Raw genomic sequence first — 21,574 nt, forward strand, 5'->3', positions numbered from 1 at the left:
GGCTGCTAAAGATGAATAGAGGTGTAACAATATATGAGAATGATAGTAAGGTGGTTTGGAAAAGGGAACGATACGGTTGAGTTAGAACATATCAAACAAATACCTGGTGTAGAAGGCGTGGCATGGTCTCTTCATGATGTGCCGGCAGGAGAAGTATGGCCTGAGGATAAAATTTTAGAGGTGAAAAAACAAGTAGAGAATAAGGGCTTAAATATAGATGTTGTAGAAAGTGTTAACATTCATGAAGATATAAAGCTTGGATTACCTGGACGTGAACAATATATCAATAACTATATAAAGACTATTGAGAGTTTGGGAAAAGCGGGTGTGAAAGTCATCTGTTATAATTTCATGCCAGTTTTTGACTGGACACGGACTGAATTGTTTAAGAAGATGGAGGACGGATCAACAGCCTTATATTTTGAAAATGAAAAAATAAAGGAATCTGATCCAATGGAATTAGTGGAAATGATTTCTAATAACTCATCGTTTACTATGCCTGGCTGGGAGCCAGAAAGACTTGAACATTTATCTAAGCTGTTTGAACAATATAAACAGATAACAGAGGAAGATTTATGGTCAAACCTTCAATACTTTCTTGAGAGAGTTATACCAGTTGCTAAAGAAAACAATATAAAAATGGCAATTCATCCCGACGATCCACCTTGGTCAGTATTTGGTTTACCGCGAATTATAACAAGTAAGGAAAATATCCAAAGGTTTTTAAAGTTGGTTGATGACCCTTATAATGGTTTAACTTTATGTAGTGGATCGCTCGGTGCAAATCCTAATAATGATATTACTAGTATGGTTCGTGAATTTTCAAGCCGAATTCACTTTGCTCATATTAGAAATGTGAAAACATATGAAAATGGGGATTTTATTGAAACTTCCCATCGTACAGACGATGGAAGTGTTGATATATATAATGTAGTGAAGAGTTATCATAAATCAAATTTTTCTGGATATGTTAGACCGGATCACGGAAGACATATTTGGGGAGAAAAAAGCAGACCAGGTTATGGGCTTTATGATAGAGCGCTTGGAATTATGTATTTATGGGGATTATGGGATTCATTTGAAAGACTTAAAAAGGAAAGTCAGTAAAAACCGGATAGTGTTTTCACTATCCGGTTTTATCTATTATGATAGAAAAGGAGAAAGTGGGATTCGAACCCACGCGACGGTTGCCCGCCCTAATGCATTTCGAGTGCATCCCCTTCAGCCAGACTTGGGTATTTCTCCATAAAATTTGCAGTTTAAGAAAGAACTACTTTCAAACTGCATAAGTTCAACTAAGGCTTTTGCCATTAAAGTTTGGTGATAAGCCAAGTTTTCTAACAATAAAGATAATACTCCATTTTTTTGTTTTCTTCAAGTATGTAGTTCAACCAAAATTTTACTGGTAAATGGTTCTTAGAATTTGAGTTCTGGCTGAAAAGTAAGCTAGAATTTAAGTATAGATTTTTATGTGGAGGTAATAGTTATGATAAATAGTCTTCAGGATACGGTAACATTAAATAATGGTGTCAAGATGCCTGGCTTTGGCCTAGGTGTTTATAAAGTTGACGATGGAGAGGAAGCAACTAAAGCTGTGAAAGCAGCTCTTACCCATGGTTACAGAAGTATTGATACTGCATCTTTCTATGATAATGAAATAGGAGTAGGAGAAGGGATTAGGCAATCCGGAATACCGAGAGAGGAAATCTTTGTTACGTCAAAGGTGTGGAATGATGAGCAGGGTTATGATAATACCTTGAATGCTTTTGAATCAAGCCTTGAAAAACTTGGGTTAGATTATCTTGACCTTTACTTAATTCATTGGCCTGTCAGTGGGAAGTTTAAAGAGACCTGGAGGGCAATGGAGAAATTGTATGCAGAGGGAAAGGTCAGGGCAATTGGTGTGAGTAATTTCCATGTCCAGCACTTAGAAAGTCTTTTAGCTGATTGTGATGTTAGACCAGCAATAAATCAGGTGGAACATCATCCTCACCTTACGCAGCCAGAGCTGAAATCATTTTGTGAAAATAGAGGTATTCAACTAGAAGCATGGTCTCCGCTTAAAAGAGGTGGTCTCTTAGATGAACCGACTATAGTTAAAATTGCCGAAAAATATAAGAAGTCTACAGCACAAGTAATTTTACGGTGGGATACACAAACGAATGTTGTTACAATTCCTAAGTCGGTAAAAGAACATCGGATTATCGAGAATGCGAATATATTTGATTTTGCATTAACGGAAGAAGAAGTTGAACAGATCAGCGGGTTAAATATTAATGATCGCAGTGGTGGAAATCCTGACAGTTTTGATGGTGAGTAATAATTTATAAGTAAAGATTCCTGCATAATAAAGCTTGCTCCAGTAAGGACTGGCGATAAGAGAACTTTTTTTAAGGTTGTATAATGCCGACTTGGAAATATCCTCGCTTTATGCGGGCAAGCCCTATGCCCCCGCAGCTCATAATCTTTCCAACATATACAGAAATTTGTTGATTTTTAATTGGTAATAAATTCTGTATGTTTTTAGTACCATTAGTAAAGTCCTATAGATGACGAATAAAGGCAGGACGCAAAGTTATGGGTTTAACGTATTGAAGCTGCTATGATCGACTTGACTGCCAAACGACTTAACATTATTATCTCTCTTTAACTGTGGCTATTCTATTATTTTAGTAGAATAGCTTTTTTATTATAAACAAACAGGTACTTTGTGCCGATAATAATAGGAGAGAATAACATAATAGTAGGTTAATAGAGACAGAGGGGAAGACGGGAATGTTTAAAAACAAATTTAAATTCAACTTCAAAAAGTTCAACTTTAAGAATGTATCGATTGGGAAGAAGTACGGTCTTATTCTAATTTTAATTTTTACTTTATTTGGAGCTTCAACTGGAGCGGCAACAATGTTAATTTCAAATATAGGCGATAATGTTGATGCATTGGAACGAAGAGGAGACAGGTCCATCAATCTTACTGAAATGGGTTCACTGACAAGGTCTAAAGGTATTCGAATTGTTGAATATCTTAATAGTCAGGATCAGGAAATTGCTGATGAATATGCGGCGAGCAGCGATCAGTTCGATGTATTGGAAACTCAATTGAGTGATAAAATGGATACGAAGGAACAGCAAAAGTTATTTGATGAAATTGTTGAGAATGACCAATTGATAGATAAGTTGTTTGAACAACGAATTGTTGATGCCATTGAAAATGGTGATGAGCGAACTGCTGAGCACTATGTAACGCAAGCGAACAAACTTAGGTCTGAAACAGTGGATTTATTGGAGAGTTTGCGGTCCATTGTTAACGAAGAACGTGAAGCAGCAATAACACAAACGAAGGAAAGTCAGAATTTGACACTTATTATCCAGGTGGCATCTGTAGTTACAGCTATCATAATTGGCGGAATACTTGCTTACATAGTTAGTCGTAAAGTTTCACATAACCTGAATAGGGTAGTTGAAGTAAGTAATAAAATTGCCGATGGAGACCTGACTGTTCAAACAATTGAATACAATGGAAAAGATGAAATTGGAAAACTTGCTACGGCAGTAAACACAATGAGTACAAACTTGCGAAGTGTAATTCAGCAGGTGGCAAATGTTTCGGAAACGGTAAACAGCCAAAGTGAAGAACTTACCCAGTCGGCCAATGAGGTAAAGTCAGGATCTGAACAAATTGCCACGACTATGCAGGAGTTATCTTCTGGTTCGGAAACACAGGCTAACAGCGCAAGTGAACTATCCACGGTTATGGGATCATTTTCAACTAAGGTTATGGAAGCTAATGATAATGGGGAGCGTATTCAACAAGCCTCAAGTGATGTACTTGGTATGACAGATAAAGGTAGTCAGCTGATGGAGTCTTCTACAGAACAAATGATTAAGATTGACCAAATTGTTAAAGATGCTGTTGAAAAAGTGGAAGGTTTGGATTCCAAATCCAAGGAAATATCCAAATTGGTCTCGGTAATTAAGGATATTGCCGAACAAACAAATCTTCTAGCGTTGAACGCAGCAATTGAAGCTGCCCGGGCAGGTGAGCATGGAAAAGGTTTTGCTGTAGTAGCTGATGAGGTACGGAAGCTTGCCGAACAGGTTTCCGTTTCTGTTACGGATATTACAGAAATTGTGGCAAGTATCCAAAATGAATCAACCACAGTATCTGAATCGTTACAAGGCGGATATCGTGAGGTTGAACAAGGAACAGGCCAAATCAAAACAACAAGTGAGACATTTAATGGAATTAATACAGCCGTTAAAGAAATGGTTGATAGCATAAACACGGTATCTGAAAATTTATCCGAAATTTCAGCAGGGAGTCAGGAAATGAATGGGTCTATTGAGGAAATTGCATCTATTTCTGAAGAATCTGCTGCGGGCGTTGAGCAAACTTCTGCCTCGGCGCAGCAAACAAGCAGTTCAATGGAGGAAGTGGCAGCAAGCTCAGAGGACCTTGCCAAGTTAGCAGAAGAATTGAATGGCTTAGTAAGACAATTTAAATTATAAGGATTGATGAACAAAAGCACTAATACGTCCTGTACGTCGGAGCTGGACGTGGCTGATTTTGGATAGTTTCCTAACATTAAAAAAGGATCGATCGCTATTAAATGCGAACGATCCTTTTACTATACTAGCTGTTTTGTGCTATGGCTTTATCCCCAAGTTGCATGATCGTCATATCATCCATTGGTGGGTTATGGATACCTGCTCTTACGTCACGATAATGGCGCTGCAATGGGTTTTGTTTGGATAGGCTCCGTGCACCGGTGATACGCATTGCCAGGTCAACAATTTCTACTGCCTGATTCACAACGGATAATTTTGCTGCGCCAAGCTCTGGCTGCATTGATGCGCGTACCTCATCACTACTTTCATCCCATTTTTTAGCTACATCATACAGAAAACTGGAGCTTTGCATGACACGTAGTTCCATTTCTCCTATTTTTTGTTTTACGTTTGGAAGTTCCGATATTGTTCCTTTAATACTATTAGGCGAATACTCTGTTGCAAAGTTAACAGCATACGCCTGGGCAGCCTTGGCTATCCCAAGATAGCATGCCGGAATGTGAAGCAGCCATCCTGCTGGGCTTTTTTTGCCTGGTGTGAGATATCCAACCAGATCATCATCATTCACATATACGTCTGTCAGAACGAGATCATGGCTGCCTGTAGCTTTCATTGCTATAGAATCCCAAGTTTCATCGATCGTCACACCTTGGCATTCCCGTTTGACGAGGAAGTTCCCGACTTGGTCGGTTCCATCAATCGAAGCACTGACGAGAAAATAGGAGAGGATTGGCGCCATTGTCGTGAATGTTTTTCGCCCCGTAATAACCCATCCACCTTCATCAGATTTTCTTGCTGTAGTCTCAGGTTTACCTCCACGGGTTGGACTCCCCGTTGCTGGTTCAGTTGCAGCGCCATTTAGCAGTGCTCCGGTTTTAATAACGTCTGTTGCAAATTCCTGATATTTTTCATCTTTCCAGCTATTGTTATCTCCGTTATGCTTGGTGATTCCCATATGCCAGCCGATAGATAATGCTGTTGCACCATCTGCTTGGGCAATTGTTTCCTGGTGACGCAGCATTTCATAGAGAGAGATTCCGAGCCCTCCATATTTTTGAGGGATTGTAATTGCTGGATAGCCAATTTCTTTTAGTTCATTAAAATTTTCAAAAGGGAATGTTCCATTTTCGTCATGCTCATTGGACCTATCTGTAAAAGGTCTTACTGTTTCTTCCATTAATTTTATGCGTTCTTCAATTGTATTTAGGTCAGTTATCTTCATATTCAACCTCCTGTATTTCCGATAAAAATAGTCGGATTTATTAATTGTATTATTTCATTTAGATTATGAAAGTTCAAGATTTTAGACTGGGTAAGGTATATTATATAATATTTCTCCCATCCCCGAATAAAATGGTATTAACGGCATTCGTAAAGGAAGAATCTAATGAACAGTTTTGGAGTAAACCTGCCAATTTCGTCAAATTTACTTTTAAGAGTCTTTGAAAAAAGACTGGCTCAGCAAAATTCTGTGCAGGACTTATCTATATCCATGGAAGATGATTTAATACGGATCAGCGGTGTGGCTAAAAAACTGTTCTTTAATATGTATTTTGAAATAGATTTAAAACCAATGTATGCGGACAAGCGGTTGCTGTATTTTCAAATTAATAGGATAACACCGCTTAATTTAGGGTGGCTAAAAAGTAAAATATTCAACAGACCACCTTTTTTAAATTATAAAAAAGATATGATAATGATTGATTTGAATTGTATTAACAGGATTAGAGATATACCGGTTGGAAATGTCAAAGGGTTCAATGTTATCGGGGATAAGTTATGGGTTAAATTAGGACTATAATTGCCAGTCGATTAGGAGGGATACGATGAGGATAGTGCTGCTGTTAGTGGTTACCCTAGGTATTGGTTTTACCATATATTTTCTCATTGATAAGTCTCCTGAAGATTATGCTGTTGGGGCTGTTGACATGTTTTATGCATATGAACAGGATGGGGCCTTTTCTGATTCCTGGGCGATGTTTCATCCATTAATGAAAGAGAAGTTTGATAAAGGGCATTATCTGCAGGATCGTGCACACGTGTTCATGAATCACTTTGGTGTTACTACGTTTACTTACTCTCTAGATGAAGCAGTGGAAGTAAAGAACTGGAAAATTGAAGAAGGAGCAGAACCGATTGATCTAGTTTATAAAGTGACAGTGACACAAGATTATAAAGGTAAATATGGCAGGTTTCATATAGTCCAGGATATTTACGCAACGGTGATTGAAGAGGAGTGGAAAATACTTTGGGACTATAATAAGTAGACCTGTAGTCGAGCGACAACATCCCAAAGTCGAGCGACAACGCCCCAAAGTCGAGCGACAACGCCTCAAAGTCGAGCGACGACGCCCCAAAGTCGAGCGACAAAGCCCCAAAGTCGAGCGACAACATCCAAAAGTCGAGCGACAAAGCCCCAAAGTCGAGCGATAAAGCCTCAAGGTCGAGCGACAACATCCCAAAGTCGAGCGACCACGTCCTAAAGTCGAGCGACGACGCCCCAAAGTCGAGCGACAACGCCTCAAAGTCGAGCGACGACGTCCCAAAGTCGAGCGACGACGCCTCAAAGTCGAGCGACGACGCACAAAAGTTGAGCGACGACGCCTCAAAGTCGAGCGACCACGTCCTAAAGTCGAGCGACGAAGCCCTAAAGTCGAGCGACGACGCCCCAAAGTCGAGCGACGACGCCCCAAAGTCGAGCGACAACGCCTCAAAGTCGAGCGACGACGCCTCAAAGTCGAGCGACGACGCCCTAAAGTCGAGCGACGACGCCTCAAAGTCGAGCGAGCCCCATCTAAAATCGCTCCCCTCAAGGTCAAGCGACAACTTTATATAAATAAATTTTCCACGGGGATTCACTGTTTTCGAAGCTCCGCTCATATTTAAGCCCATTCTCTTCGTAATTCAAAATAGGCAGGGCAGAGAACACATAGTCTCCACCTAACTTAGACAGTGCCTCACTATTTATATTGAGATTTTCTAATTCTTTGTTACTTTGCTTTGTGAATCGATAATTTTCGCCGAGCTCACTTACATACATATACAGTCTGCCGCCCCAGGTATCGAAATAATTCTTTAGGTTAGAATTTTTTTCAAGTTCGGGTGCGATTATTTTTCGGAATTTGTGCTTGTATTCTAATGGAAAACTGTTGTTATACGTATCAAGTGTATAGAATCCGTTATATTGAGCAATGGTTGGGTGCATAGCAATGCTGACAACTTCGTATTTGGATTGGTCCTTACCAATATAACTTTCAATCGAATCAAATAAATCCTCTGAATAAAATTCTGCAAATGTTGGAGTCCCAATCCTGCTGTATTTATTCTCTTCATTTAAATAAAACACGATGCTGCATTGGGCAACAATTACCATGACTACTAAAATTTTTCCAAATCGGATATGCTTCCTTAGAATCCACAATGCCAACGCAAAGCAGATATACCAAATCATCGGGTCGAGAAAATGTATCCTGCTGAAGTTAAACGTGTTCAGAATCATTATTTCATCTTTTAATACACGCCATCCTTCCCAATACCAAAATGCATACCAGAGTGAAATCAAGGCGTTGAATATAATTAAGCTAAGTAATAATTTCGGTTTCAGATTACGATATGCTGCAACTAGGAATGCAACACCGATAACAGGGATGATGATTTTGGTGTGGACTGCCATGTCGTGCGTATGTCCGTTAATGAAATTATGGGAAAATAACTCCAATGTCTCTGCCAAATCATTATGTCCAAGGTCATTTTCTGTCCGGTGCGATGTAAATCCATCACTAAAAAACATGGAATAAAGTAACAAATAATTTTTCATCAAAAAGAGAACTGTCATAGAGGTAATCGCGGTAAAAAATGCACAGTTGGACTTTTTTAATCGTATCCAATCAATTAACCAAACTACACCCATCAGACCTAAGAAAAATACAAATGTAAGGATAAAACTTGAGAAAAACGGCAGTAAGAATAATACTAGCCAATAATATTTATTGATGTTCCACCCATGTTCGCGGATTGTTAAAAATACATGTAAAGCAAGCGGAAGTCCTGCAATTGATAAGAGACCTGATGGCCAAAATGGCAGCAGTGCAAAACATAGTGCTGCACCAACTGAAATTAATGGTGTTCCGATACGATTTCGAAGTAAAATATACATTCCATAAAAAGCAACAAACCGCATGATTGTTTGCCCAATCGTATAAGCTGTCATCGGTTCGAAAAGTACATAAAGCCATACCATTGCATCAAATGGTGTGGCAAGTGAACTTCGTGGCAGTCCATTAATAACATTTGGTAGTGTTCCTGGTGAAAATAGCTGTCCACTTTCTACGAGCAGTTTGTACCAGACAATGTTTGAGTCTAAATTGTCGTGCACGCGAATATGTGTGTCTTCACCAAGAATGTAATATGGAAGCAGATAGGCGACGATCACCAGACATGCTAACGTTATTAATTTAGGTGTTGAAAAAAGCTTGTGTATGGGTGACCACATCATCTACAGCCTCTTCTCCTATTCCAAAATATAAAGGTAAGCGAACAATTTTTTCACTTTCAGTTGTGGTAAACTGATCTTCGCCAATAAACTTTCCAAATTTTTTTCCTGCATGTGACGAATGCAGCGGCACGTAATGTGTTACGGCCATTATGTCATGTTTTTTAAGGTATGCAATCAACTCCTGCTGCTGATTGGTTTTTATATAAAACATATGGGAATTGTGTTGGCATTCTGATGGGACGTACGGAACTTCAACTTCGGGTAAATCAGTTAACGCATCGTAATATTGCCTCCATGCACGTAATCGGCTCTTATTAATCAAGTCGGCATGCTGTAATTGAACAGATAGATATGCTGCATTCAGGTCACTCAATAAATAGGATGAACCAACATCACGCCAAGTATATTTATCTACCATTCCTTTAAAGAATTGCTCCCGGTTTGTGCCTTTTTCCTGTAAAATTTCTGCGCGTTCAACTGCCTCAGGGCGATTTACAATTAAGGCACCACCTTCACCGCAAGTGAAATTCTTTGTTTCATGAAAGCTTATCGCGCCAAAGTGGCCAATGGTACCAAGGGGTCTTCCTTTGTACGTGCTGAACAATGCCTGGGCTGCATCCTCTATAACCCATAGTCCGTAGCGATTTGCAATGTCCATTATTGCATCCATATCACAGGATATACCTGCATAGTGAACAACAACTATCGCCTTTGTACGCTTGGTTATTGCTGCTTCAATTGCATCCGGTGAGATATTCATCGTATTAGGTTCGATGTCAACAAAGCGAATTGCAGTTCCTCTTAGTGCAAATGCATTGGCTGTCGAAACAAATGTGTACGATGGCATGATGACCTCATCTTCTTCTCCAACTTCCGTTAACAGTGTGGTCATTTCAAGTGCAGCTGTACATGATGGTGTCAGAATAACTTTCTCACACTGCAGTCGTGCTTCAAGCCAGTCGGTACATTTCTTTCCAAAAGGTCCATTTCCGGATAGCTTTGTTTGTTCAATTGCTTCCTTCATTGCTGTTGCTTCTTTTCCAATTACACATGGTTTATTAAACGGAATCAAAATTAATCACCTCACAACGATTGACTTGTAACGATAATGCCCGCAACAATTAACGATAATCCAACTACTTTTTTTACAGTTACGGGATCTCCGAAAATAATTACGGAAAGCAGAAACACCAGAACAAATGACAGACTCATAAAAGGGTAAGCATAGCTGATATTGAATTTTGTCATTGCCGCCATCCAGAAAAGGGATGCGATAAATGCTGAAATGAAACCGGAAAGAATCCAAGGATTGAGTAATAAATGCAGGAGGAAATATACTTTATCAATTAGTGCTTCTGGTAGTAAGCCTGCTTTATCAATCTTCCATTTTAAAACAATTTGGCCATAAACGGTGAAGAATATTGTGCCAAAAATATAAAGATATCCCATGATTACACACCTGGTCCGGTTACTTTATGGTAAACGTCGACTGTATTGATAAGCCTAAAGCCAAGTGAATAAAATAGATTTAATGAAGCTACATTAGCAGCTGAAATGGACGTCCGTAACTCGTTATACCCTAACTTAAATTGCTCGGCACAGCCTTGGCTCGTAAATGCTTTTGCAAGACCTCTGCTTCGGTATTCCTCTTTAATTCCAAGCAGAAGAACTTTGTCATCTTCATAAGCAAAAAACCCTGCTATATCATCTTCATACATGAGAGCGAAAATCTGATCCTTCTCTTGAAGATCCTTTACCCAATTCATGTAGCGAGTGTCAGCCATCGAATTAGGGATATTGAAATCACGATGAAACCGACCGTGCTTGAACGATTCTTCCGCTATTAGAATAATCTCAGATGGATTATAATCTTTCGTAATTGATGTAGCATCTTTATCGAAAAGGTGTAAGTTTTCTTTTTTACATAAGGGCTCGATTAAAGTGTCCATATAATAAAAATTATATTTAAGAAGGAGCTCCGGACTTTCCAAGGGGCCAATCTTAAGCGTGTAGTGTCCATCATACTTATTTGTTTCCTGAAGTGCTTCTTCAAATGTTCCGGTTACTTCAAATGTGTCCATATTAAAATTTCTCTTGTCCCAAGGGGTTTCCCGTAGGTGTTTCATATTATCAGCTCCGTTCGTCGTTATCTTCTGTCGTCTCACGAATTAAATAAAGTGGCCTTGCCTTTGTTTCATTAAATACCTTGCCTAAGTATAGCCCGAGAACGCCAAAGTTGAAGAAAATTAATCCACCAATAAAGTAAATGGAGACCATGACACTAGTCCAGCCTTGAACTGGTTCTGCTAAAAAGAAGTATCTTGCAAATAGATACATCCCGTAAAGAAATGAGCCCAACGAAATTAAGAAGCCGAATTGGATCGATAAGCGAAGCGGCTTATTTGATTGGGATATAATGGCATCAGTTGCTAGTGTCACCAGCTTTTTAATGTTATAAGAGGTTTTTCCTGCTTTCCTTGAGTTGTGCTCGACTTGGACGCTACTCGCTTTATACCCCATCCACTGAATGAAAAGCGGGAAGAAGCGATTTTGTTCGCGCATTTGCTTAAATCCATCTACCACTTTTTTGGAACTGATACTAAAGTTGGCAGCGGTATGGTCTGATTTCCCGCCTGTAAAATAGTCATAGACTCTGTAAAAAAGCTGTGATGATTTTCGCTTAAACCAATTGTCCTGACGTTGTATACGATGCCCAAATACGACCTCATATCCTTCTTGAGCTTTATCATACAATGTTTGGATTTCTTCTGGACGGTCCTGTAGGTCACAATCCATCACCACAACCCAGTCGCCAGTGGTGTAGTCAAGGCCGGCTGTTATTGCATGGTGCTGCCCGAAATTCCTGGCAAGGTCAATTCCTCTTATTCGATCATCTGTTACGCTTAGCTGTTTAATGGTTTCCCAGGCATTATCAGGACTGGCATCGTTTACTAAGATAATTTCGAAGTGGGCCGGGATTTTTTCGATGGTGGTTTTAATACGGTCATAAAGTTGGTTTAAACAAGGTTCGCATCCATATACTGGAATGACTACAGAGATTGTTGGGTGACTTGTTCCCATTGTTCCACATACCATTCAACCGTATTTTTTAATCCCTTATCCAAATCCATCGCTGGCTCCCACCCCAAGTTTTGCCTGAGTTTAGTATCGTCGACTGCATAACGTCTGTCATGTCCCGGGCGATCTTTTGTGAATGCAATTAATTCTTTACAGCTATGATTCTCGGGTTTTAGATGGTCCAGGATATCACAAATTTTCATCGCGAGTTCGATGTTTGTAATTTCATTTCCGCCACCGATGTTGTATGTCTCTAATGGTTTTGCATTATGAAAAATAAGATCCAATGCCCTGCAATGATCTTGAACATAAAGCCAGTCACGTACGTTTTTTCCATCACCATAGACAGGAATAGACTCACCTTTTAAGGATTTTGAAATAATTCTCGGTATCAGTTTCTCCTCGTGCTGCATGGGCCCATAATTATTAGAGCTGCTCGATATAACAACATTCATCCCATACGTATTGCCGAAGCTTTTAACGAGCATATTGGCACTTGCTTTAGAAGCACTGTATGGGTTACGGGGGTCATAAGGTGTATCCTCATGAAATTTCCCGAATGAGCCAAGTGATCCATAAACTTCATCGGTTGAAATATGATGGAAGCGTCTTGTTGCAAGTTCACCTTTCATTTCCCATGATTCACGAGCAGCCTGAAGCAATACGGTTGTTCCGAGTACATTTGATTCAATAAACGATGCTGCATCTTCAATGGACCGATCAACGTGCGATTCAGCTGCAAAGTGGATAACCCCATAAATATTGTAAATAGAAAATACACTTTTTATGAGAACTTCATCAGCAATATCTCCTTGAATGAAATGGTAATTTTCAAAATTATCCACTTCACGAAGGTTGGCTGTTGAGCCTGCATAGGTTAATTTATCAATATTTATCAGCTGATAATCGGGATATTTTTTCAAGAAGTAATGGAGGAAATTTGAACCAATAAATCCATTTCCACCTGTTATGAGTAATGTTTTATTCATTTTCTACCAGTCCCAACATTGGATTGCGATCAATAGATTCCCAGTATTGTTCTGTGTGTTTACGGTCAGCAATTTCGAGTAAATATTTCCCGTAATCGGTCTTCTCCATTGCTTTCCCTTTTTTCTGAAGTGCTTCTTGGCTCATATAGCCCATGTAATAGGCGATTTCTTCCAGACATGCAATTTTAAAACCTTGACGCTGCTGTGTAATTTTTACAAATTCAGATGCATCGAAAAGCGATTCATGTGTTCCAGCATCCATCCAAGCAAATCCTCTACCCAATAATTGCACGTCAAGCTGGCTGCCTTTTAGGTATTCTTTATTTAAGTCGGTAATTTCCAGCTCGCCTCGCGCTGAGTAGGGTAGTTGTTTAGCAATCTGGACAGCTCGGTAATCATAAATATACAGCCCCGTTACGGCAAAATCTGATTTTGGCTGTTCCGGTTTTTCCTCAAGGGAGATTACTTTCTGATTATGATCAAATTCTGCTACCCCAAACCGATGAGCATCTTTTACACGATATCCGAATATCGTTGCGCTTCGATGATTTTCAAGTGCTTTTCTAAATAGGGTCGTAAACCCTTGGCCATAAAAAATATTATCACCTAGTATAAGTGTCACATCATCTTTTCCGATGAAATCCTCAGCTAGAATAAATGCCTCCGGAATCCCATTTGGATCGGATTGTTCCATGTAGGTGAGGTTGATGCCAAGTGATGAGCCGTCGCCCAAGAGGTCCTTAAAGCGGGGTTTATCTTCAGGTGTGCTAATAATCATGATGTCTGTAATCCCACCCAGCATTAATACTGATAATGGATAATAAATCATAGGCTTATCATAGACAGCCAGTAAATGTTTGCTAATACTGTCAGTACTCGGAGAAAGTCTCGAACCGCTACCCCCAGCAAGAATAATACCCTTCATTAAAATCACTCCTTTGATAGTGGTGGTGCCTGTCACTTCCCGGTTTATGTCGGTTTATGTCAAATAATATTTTGCTTACAGAAATGGCTCTGTTAATAAACATATAACCTTTTTACCGCTGTAATAATCTTACATTTTCGTTGCATTTTTATTACGAATAGGAGATTGTTTTTAGTGAAGATGGGCTATATTGTTTGTAATTGAAGTCTGTTTTGTTTAGTAGGTTAATAGGTATTTAGAGGAGGGGACGTATGACCCAAAAAATTGCCATATTGATATTGCATGGAGCAGGTACTCCTGATAAACATTTCGCTGAGAAAATGATTAGATGTATTTCGAATCGCTTTGAGAAAAAGCTAGGGGTAAAAAGCTCAGAGCTGGAGTTTGAGCCTGTGTTCTGGTCGGCTATTTTTGCAGGTGAGCAGGAGGAGCTTTGGAACAATCTGCAACAGAATCAGGATTTGGATTATACACGGATGCGCCGATTTGTAATTGAATTTTTATCCGATGCTGTTGCGTACCAGCCTACGAGTTCGGGCGGGCAAAACTATGATAAGGTTCATAAGCTGGTTGCTAAAGCCATTCGAAAGTTAAAAGAACGGGCTGGAAAAAACGCACCACTTTGTGTCATCAGTCATAGCCTTGGAACTGTAGTCGCGAGTAATTATTTTTACGATTTACAGTTCAGACGTGAAAATATGGGAGTAGAAACGAGGAAGTGTACCCACCAGACACCGATTGAACAGTGTGAGACGTTATCTCTTTTTTATACGTTGGGAAGTCCAATGGCATTATGGTCGATGCGATATATTGATTTTGGCTCACCGATTGCTGTTCCGTCACTTGATTTAGAGAAACTTTACCCAGGTTTAAAAGGAGAGTGGCTAAATTTTTATGATAAAGATGACGTTTTGGCATATCCGCTTAAGGGGCTGAACGGTGAATATAATCAAGCAGTGACAAAGGATGTTGATGTAAATGCTGGAGGCTTGCTGACAAGCTGGAATCCGCTCTCGCATACAAAATATGATACAGATTCGGAAGTGGTTCGCGCTGTTGCTGATGGGTTGATCAGGACTTGGAAGGTTGTAAATGACTAGGCCTGTATCTGTTGAAATGAGCTTGTCCTTTCTAAGCAAGTCTATTCTACGATCTCTTACCGTTAAATATTGAGTAGATTTGCAGGACTTTTGTCGGTATATATCGAATGAATATAATAATAGATATTAGAAAACTTGGCTTATCGCCAGGTTTTAATATAGATAAGCCTTAGTTGCAATTATGCAGTAAGAAAGGATTTATCTTTCTGTTTAGAGAACTTGGATTAAACATGGAGTGGAATCCTTATTTGTACTTGTTCAGTATTATCTTGTTAAGAAACAGGGGGCTATGTCATTGCAAACACAGGAAGTTATTTTGGAGCCACAAAAGAAAAAAAGAAATAAGAAAAAAATAATTCTTATCAGTCTCGGAGTATTGCTGGCAATAGGGCTTAGTTTATTCATTTTTGCAAACGGATACATAAATAAGTCACTAGCAGAGACTGAAGGGACAATACAGTTGCCATCATTGGAAAATGAGGTGACAGTGACAACAGATGGGGATGGTGTCCCGCATATTAAGGCGGAAAATAATCATGATCTTTACATGGCCCAAGGATACATACAGGCCCAAAGCAGAATGTTCCAGATGGAAATGTCACGCAGGCAGGCATCTGGGACGTTAAGTGAGATTGTTGGCGAAGCAGCTGTCGGTCATGATAAGTATTTTCGTTCACTTGGATTAAGACGGGCAGCGGAGGAGTCGTATAATATCTATTCTGATGAAAGCAAGAAGGTATTGCAGTGGTTTGCTGATGGTGTAAATGCGTATATTAAACAGGCAAAAGAAGAAAATAGTTTGCCTGTCGAGTTTACACTTATGGGGTCTGAACCAGCTGAATGGACACCAGTTGATTCGTTGACAATAGGTAAATATATGGCGTTTGACCTTGGTGGTCATTGGGAGCGTCAAGCATTTAACTATTATGCTCTGAACAACTTTGCTGAAGAAAAGGCGTATGAGTTATTTCCTGTTTACCCTGAAAATAAGCCGACAATCATAGGCGAGGATGAAGTTGATGTAGCAGCAAGTTTTGAAAACGCGATTATTCCACATGCTTTTAATGGAAGCAATAACTGGGTTGTGAGTGGCGAAAAGTCAAAGTCGGGCCAGCCGTTATTAGCGAATGATCCGCATTTAGGTCTTGCGACGCCATCAATTTGGTATCAGATGCAATTAGAATCGCCTGATGTAAGCGTGAGTGGCGTTATTTTTGCTGGTGTTCCTGGAATTATTTTAGGTCATAATGAGAAGATTGCCTGGGGTGTTACGAATACTGGGCCAGATGTCCAGCAGCTGTATCTGGAAAAGAGAAATCCTGATAACCCTAATGAATTTTTGTATGAAGATAATTGGGAAGAAGCTGAAGTAATCGATGAGCCGATCAAGGTTAAAGATGGTGAAACGATAGATTACGAGGTTATTGAGACACGTCATGGGCCGATAATTTCAGAACATGCCAATGAAAGCGCAAAGGATACAGTTATGTCCTTAAGGTGGACGGCTCTAGAAGCAACGACAGAGCTTGAAGCCATTTTGGAAATAAACCGTGCATCTAATTGGTCCGAATTTGAGAAAGGACTGGAAAAGTTCCTGTCTCCAGCGCAAAACTTTGTGTTTGCATCTAGTGATGGGACGATTGCTTATAAAGCAAATGGAAATATTCCTATTTATGAAAATGGTGAGGATGCACAGTTACCTCTCGAGGGCTGGGAAAAAGAGAATAACTGGAAAGGGTATATTCCATTTGATGAATTGCCGACAGTAGTTAATCCTGATAAGGGTTTTGTTGCAACTGCAAACAATAAAATAATCGGTGACGAATATCCTTATCATATCAGCAACATGTGGGCGCAACCGTATCGTTATGAACGGATTGCTGAAGTACTGGCAGCAGGTAATGATTTAACGGCTAAAGATATGCAGGCGTTGCAGATGGATAAGATGAATTTACAGGCACGTGAGTTTGTACCAATGTTTGCTGAAACGTTAGATAGTGTGGAATTAACTGATGACGCGAAAAAAGCAATGGAACTTCTTTTGAATTGGGATTACAAGGACAATGTTGATGCATCACAGCCTTTAATATTTCACCAATGGCTGGATGAAATTGAAGCTATTTTATATGATGGTGAAATTCCAGAAGATGTCATGGACTTGTTTGGAAGCAGAGGACAAACAACCGATGAACTCCTGCGAAGAGGGAATAATTCGATTTGGATTCAGGAAAATGGCGGGATTAAGGAATTACTAAGCCAGTCACTCGAAAATACAATGGATAAATTGGTAAAAGAACATGGAAAAGAGCCAGCAGACTGGAAATGGGGCGACTACCATAAGGTTCAGTTTTATCATCCATTGTCAGATATAAGTCCGGTGCTGGAATTCTTTTTTAATAACGAGGATCCGATTTCTGTTGGGGGAAGCAGTGTTACTCCAATGGCTGCGAGCTATGATTCCGAAACTGGTATTGTTGATCACGGTGCATCATGGCGGTTTGTGATCGATACAAATGATATGGAAACAGGTTATCATATCGTTGGTCCCGGGCAAGCTGGACACTTCAAGAGTGATTGGTACCATAACCAAATGAATGACTGGGTCGGCGGCGGGTATCATGTGACTGAGATGAATGCAGAAAAAGGAATGGAATTAACGTTGACACCTTAAAAGATATAAAGCAAATTCGGCTGAAAATCCAATTATGAAGTTTAGAGGACACCAGATACCTTATTTGGCAAAAATTCCTTCTATTAAGTACGATGGATGTAAGTGTTTCCATGCTTGGATGACTACTAAATAGTCATTGTTTTGCAAACATAGCGTCCCGTGAGTCCGCTAATAAAAGAAAGCGTGCTTAGAGAAGATTTTTTCTCTAAGCTTTTTCTAATTCAAATAAGGTCTCCTCATCCCTCATTTAAAAGCCAACAAATATGCATTTTTGTGCTATTCCTGCTAAAATTAAAGGTGTATTACTATTATTTAAGATAGATGAGGTATAGCATGCTATGAGTCGCATAATGGATATTTATAAAAAACTTAACAATACAGATGAAAACAGCTTAAGTGCGGGTGATATTGGTGAGCAGCTTAATATAGACCGGTCCACAGCCAGTCGCTATTTAAATGATTTGGTAAAAGCGGAAAAGGTCATTAAGATTCCTGGGAAGCCTGTGAGATATAAAATAAAAACTCCCAGCAGCAATAAAGCATCTGGAACCGACGTAATTGGCGCAGGTGACAGTCTTCAGCCAATTCTGGAGACAGGAACTGCAGCGTTTTTGTATCCTTCGAGGCCACTCCCCATTTTATTGACAGGTGAAACGGGAACAGGGAAATCCTATTTAGCAGAAAAACTATCCAACATGGCGATAGAAAAGTCAACTGAGCGCAGGGAGGTACCTTTTATTGCCTTTAATTGTGCAGATTATGCGCAAAATGCTGAATTACTTGTGGGGCAAATTTTTGGTATTAAAGAAGGGGCCTTTACAGGGGCCACAGAGGATAAAAAAGGTTTAGTTGAACAGGCAGATGGAGGGATTCTTTTCCTGGATGAAATTCACCGTCTTCCGCCTTCTGGCCAGGAAATGTTGTTTTACTTAATAGATAAAGGGGTTTATCGCCGCCTGGGTGAGGCAACACAAGAACGAACTGCCAACATTGCGCTGATAGGTGCCACAACGGAGGATTCCGAAAGTTATTTGCTGCCGACATTATTAAGACGTTTTTCGGTTAAGTTGAACGTTCCGCCTTTAAGAGAAAGAACAATATCAGAACGCGAGGCATTGATTGAACATTTCCTCGCTGAAGAAGCTGCGAAAATGAATACTAATTTATCGATTGAAGATGCATGTCGGAATGCATTCCTGACTTATGATTGTCCTGGTAATATCGGTCAGCTGAAGAGTGATATTCAAATTGTCTGTGCGCGTGCTTATTTACGTTATTTAAATAAAGAAGAGGAAAATGTGCTAATCAAAATGGAAGACTTTCCTGGTAAAAACATGGCACTCATGCATAAGGAAACGGATGAACAAAAAGCGGTTCAACTAATTGAAGCAAATGAGTCAGACCATAAGCCTTTTCCCAATATTTATCAGCGGCTTGATAAGGGGTCGCAACAGAATGGAAATGATAGGCTTCAATCAGTAGTTTTAAATTATATACAGGATTTAACACAAAAGTATCAGCATCCTGGCTCAATGCAGCAAGGGTGGCAGCAGTTGATAGAGGAAGATTTGTATTGGGCATTAAAGAATGCGGCGAAACAACTGAAGGATATTATGCCAATTAATATTCATGAGAATCAGCTATATGTAATTGGTTTGCATTTACAGAATTATCGCAATCACCTTAAGAATAATGTTGATAAAGCTCCTATTCCCGAAATGATTCATCCGAATGAGGCCTATCGTCAGGCAGCAAGCCAGCTTGCGGCACATTTGAAAAAAACAATTGGACTAGACTTGCCTAAATCCGAAACGGAACTCATTGCACATTTTCTGACACCTGAGCAGAATTACAGCCAGGCTTCTGAACAAACCATAGCGGTTATTCTTGTCACCCATGGCAAGTCAACAGCATCCTCGATGGCCGAAGTCACGAATTATCTGCTTGGAAATAATGTAATACATGCAATTGATATGCCATTGGATATTGCTGCAGCAGACACATATGAACGAGTTAAGGAAAAAATTATTGGGCTGAACCATATAAAAGGTGCATTATTACTAGTTGATATCGGATCACTGATTACGATGGGTGATACAATTCAGCACGAATTGGATGTTCCGATTAAGACTCTATCAAGCGTTAATCTTCCAATGGTTCTGGAAGCTGGCAGAAAATCGCTTGTTTCTGATCAGACTTTGGATGACATCTATTACGAATCTAAAAAGGCAATGTTTACCTTTATGGAAAAAGAACAGGAGACAGCTAATATTAAGAAAAAGCGCCTTATTGCTACCGTGTGTTTCACTGGAGAGGGTGCTGCACAGTTACTAGAGTCATGGATTGAGAATCAATTATCAACACTTGATCAGGATGTATTGATTCGGTCAGTCAGGATTGATCCGAGCACGAAAGACACGTCTATCCTTGAGGACTTGAAAAGTTATTATGAAGTGATTGCTATAATCGGGACCGTTCCTGTTTCTATCGATGGTATTCCATATATTCCAGCGTGGGAGCTATTACAGCAAGAGGGTATTTCCAGAATGTTGAAACTGTTGGAAATCACCCGTCAATCAACAGTCCCCAACGTGGAAGAAAATATTTCAAGTGAAGAACTTTATGATTTAATTGTTCAAGGACTTGGAGAAATTGTTACCTATATTAATCCGAAGACAATTGCTGGAATCTTAAATGAGTTTATTCCGCCGATTCGCCATTACTATGGATGGGATACGAATAGGGAGCTTGGTATGTGGATGCATTTAAGTGTTTTAGTTGATCGGATTATCTCGGTTAATGTAAAAGGTACTAATGAACAATATATATCATCTATTCCATTAGATAATACAACAGCAATTACGGACAAAGAGGATAAGCTTTGGTCGCCTTTATATAACAAAATAGAAGAAGTTTTCCAGATTGAACTAGTAAGCGAAATACGTAAGGAACTGGTAAAGCTCTCTCGTTAAATGTGTGCAGAAATTATTGCACACATTTTTTTGTGCGCTTTTTTAACTTATATTAAAATATAGCATTATTACTATGACAAGGGTTAGAAGAGTATACCCGTGTGATTAATATATATTGGCACAGTTTTTGCTTTATGATATATGTAAGATGTGTTAAAAGTTTCAATTCTGTAAAAAGGTATAGGTAACAACAATTTTGGGACTATAACAAGGGGAGGGATAAAATGAAAAAGTTTCTATTTATTTATGCACTCGCATTTTCACTGATTTGGGTGGGATACGGTCTGTATTCAGTCATAACGAATCAGCCTTCCGCAAACCTTATCCTGGGAATTGGTGTCGCATTTTCATTAACTATTTTCGCAGCGTCATGGTTTTCATATTGGCTGATGGGTCATTACAAAAATGTTGATGCATTAGCTAGAAAAATTCTATCAAAAAATTAATCTAAGGAGTGGACTTACATGAAATTAATTATCTTATGCAGCTGGGGAGCAACTTCAAGTCAATTAGCTAAAAAGGTTCAGGAAGCGGCAGAAAAAAGAGATTTAGATTTTCAAGCTTTTGCTGGTGGAACCGGTGAGTTTAAACAGAAAGCAAGCGAATATGATGTTGCATTATTGGAGCCACAGGTTCGTCACCTGAAGAAGGAAGTTACAAAAGTGGCAGATGAGCATAACATTCCGGTAGAACTTGTTGATCAGCGTGCATTCGCATTGATGGATGGCGATAAAGTACTTGATCAAGCATTAAATTTAGTGAAATAAGGGGGAGA

The 21,574-nt window shown here is 39.5% G+C and carries 18 protein-coding genes and 1 tRNA gene; 10 read left to right on the forward strand and 9 right to left on the reverse strand.

Features of this window, described 5'->3' with window-relative positions:
* Positions 1–33: 33 nt before the first annotated feature.
* Positions 34–1,107 carry a mannonate dehydratase gene (gene uxuA, locus J2Z82_RS16840; RefSeq protein WP_209481978.1) on the forward strand — a complete coding sequence of 358 codons (1,074 nt, stop codon included), beginning with the start codon at positions 34–36 and terminating at the stop codon, positions 1,105–1,107.
* A 48-nt stretch (positions 1,108–1,155) separates the two neighbouring features.
* Here uxuA and J2Z82_RS16845 read toward each other — a convergent pair.
* A tRNA-Ser gene (locus J2Z82_RS16845) sits at positions 1,156–1,245 on the reverse strand.
* Positions 1,246–1,486: 241 nt separating this feature from the next.
* On the opposite strand from J2Z82_RS16845, the gene J2Z82_RS16850 reads away from it, so the two are divergent.
* Positions 1,487–2,320 (forward strand): aldo/keto reductase, encoded by an 834-nt coding sequence (locus J2Z82_RS16850; RefSeq protein ID WP_209481979.1) that lies wholly within the window; start codon positions 1,487–1,489, stop codon positions 2,318–2,320.
* 455 nt (positions 2,321–2,775) lie between these two features.
* Positions 2,776–4,509, forward strand: coding sequence for a methyl-accepting chemotaxis protein (locus J2Z82_RS16860; protein WP_209481981.1), 1,734 nt, complete (start codon positions 2,776–2,778; stop codon positions 4,507–4,509).
* 124 nt (positions 4,510–4,633) lie between these two features.
* Here the strand turns inward: J2Z82_RS16860 and J2Z82_RS16865 are convergent, their stop codons facing one another.
* A complete protein-coding gene (locus J2Z82_RS16865; protein ID WP_209481982.1) occupies positions 4,634–5,791 on the reverse strand; it encodes an acyl-CoA dehydrogenase family protein in 1,158 nt (385 codons plus the stop codon).
* Positions 5,792–5,956: 165 nt separating this feature from the next.
* Between J2Z82_RS16865 and J2Z82_RS16870 the strand changes: the two genes are divergently transcribed.
* Together J2Z82_RS16870 and J2Z82_RS16875 are read left to right on the forward strand one after the other, a co-directional pair.
* A complete protein-coding gene (locus tag J2Z82_RS16870; RefSeq protein ID WP_209481983.1) occupies positions 5,957–6,370 on the forward strand; it encodes a hypothetical protein in 414 nt (137 codons plus the stop codon).
* A 25-nt stretch (positions 6,371–6,395) separates the two neighbouring features.
* The gene (locus tag J2Z82_RS16875; protein ID WP_209481984.1) at positions 6,396–6,836 is read left to right on the forward strand and encodes a hypothetical protein; all 441 of its coding nucleotides are present in this window, start codon (positions 6,396–6,398) and stop codon (positions 6,834–6,836) included.
* A 548-nt stretch (positions 6,837–7,384) separates the two neighbouring features.
* Here the strand turns inward: J2Z82_RS16875 and J2Z82_RS16880 are convergent.
* From J2Z82_RS16880 to rfbA, 7 genes are read right to left on the reverse strand one after another with little or no spacing between them, the layout of a single operon-like run.
* Positions 7,385–9,061 carry a DUF6044 family protein gene (locus tag J2Z82_RS16880; protein WP_209482018.1) on the reverse strand — a complete coding sequence of 559 codons (1,677 nt, stop codon included), beginning with the start codon at positions 9,059–9,061 and terminating at the stop codon, positions 7,385–7,387.
* On the reverse strand, positions 9,024–10,136 hold the full coding sequence (gene rffA, locus J2Z82_RS16885) for a dTDP-4-amino-4,6-dideoxygalactose transaminase (protein WP_209481985.1): 1,113 nt from the start codon (positions 10,134–10,136) through the stop codon (positions 9,024–9,026). The genes J2Z82_RS16880 and rffA overlap by 38 nt, the downstream gene beginning before the upstream one ends.
* Positions 10,137–10,147: 11 nt before the next feature.
* A complete protein-coding gene (locus J2Z82_RS16890; protein ID WP_209481986.1) occupies positions 10,148–10,513 on the reverse strand; it encodes an EamA family transporter in 366 nt (121 codons plus the stop codon).
* A 2-nt stretch (positions 10,514–10,515) separates the two neighbouring features.
* Positions 10,516–11,145 carry a GNAT family N-acetyltransferase gene (locus J2Z82_RS16895; RefSeq protein ID WP_245251771.1) on the reverse strand — a complete coding sequence of 210 codons (630 nt, stop codon included), beginning with the start codon at positions 11,143–11,145 and terminating at the stop codon, positions 10,516–10,518.
* A gap of 49 nt (positions 11,146–11,194) precedes the next feature.
* Entirely contained in the window at positions 11,195–12,145 is a 951-nt protein-coding gene (locus tag J2Z82_RS16900) for a glycosyltransferase family 2 protein (protein WP_209481988.1), read from the reverse strand.
* Positions 12,115–13,131: a dTDP-glucose 4,6-dehydratase gene (gene rfbB, locus J2Z82_RS16905; protein WP_209481989.1), complete on the reverse strand. Its 1,017-nt coding sequence runs from the start codon at positions 13,129–13,131 to the stop codon at positions 12,115–12,117. The genes J2Z82_RS16900 and rfbB overlap by 31 nt, the downstream gene beginning before the upstream one ends.
* Positions 13,124–14,056 carry a glucose-1-phosphate thymidylyltransferase RfbA gene (gene rfbA / locus J2Z82_RS16910; protein WP_209481990.1) on the reverse strand — a complete coding sequence of 311 codons (933 nt, stop codon included), beginning with the start codon at positions 14,054–14,056 and terminating at the stop codon, positions 13,124–13,126. Before rfbA ends, rfbB begins: the two co-directional genes overlap by 8 nt.
* 251 nt (positions 14,057–14,307) lie before the next feature.
* Here rfbA and J2Z82_RS16915 point away from each other — a divergent pair, with 251 nt between their 5' ends.
* The 5 genes from J2Z82_RS16915 (at position 14,308) to J2Z82_RS16935 (ending at position 21,566) form a co-directional block, all read left to right on the forward strand.
* The gene (locus J2Z82_RS16915) at positions 14,308–15,156 is read left to right on the forward strand and encodes a chemotaxis protein (protein ID WP_209481991.1); all 849 of its coding nucleotides are present in this window, start codon (positions 14,308–14,310) and stop codon (positions 15,154–15,156) included.
* A gap of 289 nt (positions 15,157–15,445) precedes the next feature.
* A complete protein-coding gene (locus J2Z82_RS16920) occupies positions 15,446–17,827 on the forward strand; it encodes a penicillin acylase family protein (RefSeq protein ID WP_209481992.1) in 2,382 nt (793 codons plus the stop codon).
* A 338-nt stretch (positions 17,828–18,165) separates the two neighbouring features.
* Positions 18,166–20,799: a sigma 54-interacting transcriptional regulator gene (locus tag J2Z82_RS16925; protein WP_209481993.1), complete on the forward strand. Its 2,634-nt coding sequence runs from the start codon at positions 18,166–18,168 to the stop codon at positions 20,797–20,799.
* A 224-nt stretch (positions 20,800–21,023) separates the two neighbouring features.
* A complete protein-coding gene (locus J2Z82_RS16930) occupies positions 21,024–21,245 on the forward strand; it encodes a hypothetical protein (protein ID WP_092491824.1) in 222 nt (73 codons plus the stop codon).
* An 18-nt stretch (positions 21,246–21,263) separates the two neighbouring features.
* A complete protein-coding gene (locus tag J2Z82_RS16935) occupies positions 21,264–21,566 on the forward strand; it encodes a PTS sugar transporter subunit IIB (protein WP_209481994.1) in 303 nt (100 codons plus the stop codon).
* Positions 21,567–21,574 lie beyond the last annotated feature (8 nt).

Source organism: Virgibacillus litoralis, from assembly GCF_017873675.1.
Taxonomy (GTDB): Bacteria; Bacillota; Bacilli; order Bacillales; family Amphibacillaceae; genus Lentibacillus; species Lentibacillus litoralis.

Coding starts and splice junctions, on each gene's coding strand:
- uxuA (WP_209481978.1), top strand. CDS start 34: ATGAGAATGATAGTAAGGTGGTTTGGAAAAGGGAACGATACGGTTGAG.
- J2Z82_RS16850 (WP_209481979.1), top strand. CDS start 1,487: ATGATAAATAGTCTTCAGGATACGGTAACATTAAATAATGGTGTCAAG.
- J2Z82_RS16860 (WP_209481981.1), top strand. CDS start 2,776: ATGTTTAAAAACAAATTTAAATTCAACTTCAAAAAGTTCAACTTTAAG.
- J2Z82_RS16865 (WP_209481982.1), bottom strand. CDS start 5,791: ATGAAGATAACTGACCTAAATACAATTGAAGAACGCATAAAATTAATG.
- J2Z82_RS16870 (WP_209481983.1), top strand. CDS start 5,957: ATGAACAGTTTTGGAGTAAACCTGCCAATTTCGTCAAATTTACTTTTA.
- J2Z82_RS16875 (WP_209481984.1), top strand. CDS start 6,396: ATGAGGATAGTGCTGCTGTTAGTGGTTACCCTAGGTATTGGTTTTACC.
- J2Z82_RS16880 (WP_209482018.1), bottom strand. CDS start 9,061: ATGTGGTCACCCATACACAAGCTTTTTTCAACACCTAAATTAATAACG.
- J2Z82_RS16890 (WP_209481986.1), bottom strand. CDS start 10,513: ATGGGATATCTTTATATTTTTGGCACAATATTCTTCACCGTTTATGGC.
- J2Z82_RS16895 (WP_245251771.1), bottom strand. CDS start 11,145: ATGGACACATTTGAAGTAACCGGAACATTTGAAGAAGCACTTCAGGAA.
- J2Z82_RS16900 (WP_209481988.1), bottom strand. CDS start 12,145: ATGGGAACAAGTCACCCAACAATCTCTGTAGTCATTCCAGTATATGGA.
- rfbB (WP_209481989.1), bottom strand. CDS start 13,131: ATGAATAAAACATTACTCATAACAGGTGGAAATGGATTTATTGGTTCA.
- rfbA (WP_209481990.1), bottom strand. CDS start 14,056: ATGAAGGGTATTATTCTTGCTGGGGGTAGCGGTTCGAGACTTTCTCCG.
- J2Z82_RS16915 (WP_209481991.1), top strand. CDS start 14,308: ATGACCCAAAAAATTGCCATATTGATATTGCATGGAGCAGGTACTCCT.
- J2Z82_RS16920 (WP_209481992.1), top strand. CDS start 15,446: ATGTCATTGCAAACACAGGAAGTTATTTTGGAGCCACAAAAGAAAAAA.
- J2Z82_RS16925 (WP_209481993.1), top strand. CDS start 18,166: ATGAGTCGCATAATGGATATTTATAAAAAACTTAACAATACAGATGAA.
- J2Z82_RS16930 (WP_092491824.1), top strand. CDS start 21,024: ATGAAAAAGTTTCTATTTATTTATGCACTCGCATTTTCACTGATTTGG.
- J2Z82_RS16935 (WP_209481994.1), top strand. CDS start 21,264: ATGAAATTAATTATCTTATGCAGCTGGGGAGCAACTTCAAGTCAATTA.